The sequence below is a fragment of the Burkholderia sp. Tr-20390 genome (genome assembly GCF_017104595.1).
Classification (GTDB): Bacteria; Pseudomonadota; Gammaproteobacteria; order Burkholderiales; family Burkholderiaceae; genus Burkholderia.
The window spans coordinates 1-1,200 of the sequence record NZ_JAAGPC010000422.1 but is presented as its reverse complement, the minus strand read 5'-3'; the positions used below and the strand labels follow the sequence as shown (position 1 = coordinate 1,200).

Sequence of the window (1,200 nt, the reverse complement as noted above, 5' to 3'; positions counted from 1 at the left end):
TGACCTTACCCCGCCGAGTACACCATTCGTAAGTTAGTGGGCTCGCCGGTTTTCGGTTGATGCAGTTGCCGGAATTGGTCCGGCGCCAGTTGCCCAAGGGCACTATGCGGACGCACCGAGTTGTAGTCGGTGCGCCACGCTTCGATTCGCCCGCGCGCATCGTCGAGACTGACGAACGCATGCTGATTCAAACATTCTTCCCGCAGTCGGCCGTTGAAGCTCTCGATGTGAGCGTTCTCCACCGGTTTGCCGGGCCGAATGAACTGCAGTTTTACGCCGTGCTCGTGCGCCCAAGCGTCGAGCGCCTTGCTGACGAACTCCGGGCCGTTGTCCACCTGAATCAGATGGGGGCGCCGTCCTCGTTGCCGCAACTGCTCGAGCACACGCGCCACGCGAACACCCGTCAGCGAGAAGTCGACCTCGATGTGCGGACACTCCCGGTTCCACGTATCGATGATGGTCAACATTCGAATGCGTCGACCATGCACCAGCGCGTCAGCAACAAAGTCCATTGCCCAGCTTTCGTCGGCGCCATTGGGTGTCGGCATGACCACGCGCAAATGACTCGGACGCTTCTTTCGCCGTTTCAGGCGAAGCGATAGACCTTCTGCGCGGTACAGTCGCTCAGTGCGCTTGTGGTTCTGGACCAGGCCTTCTCTGCGTAGCAAGACGTGCAGGCGGGGCGAGCCAAACCGTGGCCGCTGCTGCGCCAGTTCGCGCAGCCGCTGCCGCACTTCGTGGTCAGCGTCTGGTGGGGCCGGCCGCCGGAACGTCCGGCGATTCAGACCAATCAGCGCGCACGCCCGGCGCTCCGAATAGTCGTGCTCTTCAATCACCTGCTGCACGACTTTCCGGCGCTGCGCGGGCGAACTCACTTTTTTCCGAGAACGTCCTTCAGAACTTGGATGTCCAGCGCCTGGTCTGCCACCAACCGCTTGAGCCGCTGGTTTTCCTCTTCCAGTTGCCGCAATCGTCGTGCTTCTGATACATCCATGCCGCCGTAGCGGCTACGCCAGTTATAGAACGTCGCGTCCGATATGCCGTGCTTGCGGCACAGGTCTGCGACCTTCATGCCTGCATCGGCTTCCTTCAGCACCCCGATAATCTGCTCTTCACTGAACCGCGATTTCTTCATGACAAGGTTTCTCCTGCGGCCTTGCCACTAACTTTACAGTGGGATACTTCAGAGGGGAAAGGTCA

Annotated in this window: 1 protein-coding gene; it reads right to left on the bottom strand. The window is 60.2% G+C overall.

Annotated elements, in window-relative coordinates; all coding sequences use genetic code 11:
* Positions 1-5: 5 nt before the first annotated feature.
* Positions 6-1,135 (bottom strand): IS3 family transposase gene (locus tag G3N98_RS39340; protein ID WP_206151130.1). Its coding sequence is split into 2 segments (ribosomal slippage): positions 6-886 and positions 886-1,135, totalling 1,131 coding nucleotides; the frame shifts between segments, so codons are not numbered across the junction.
* Positions 1,136-1,200: the final 65 nt, after the last annotated feature.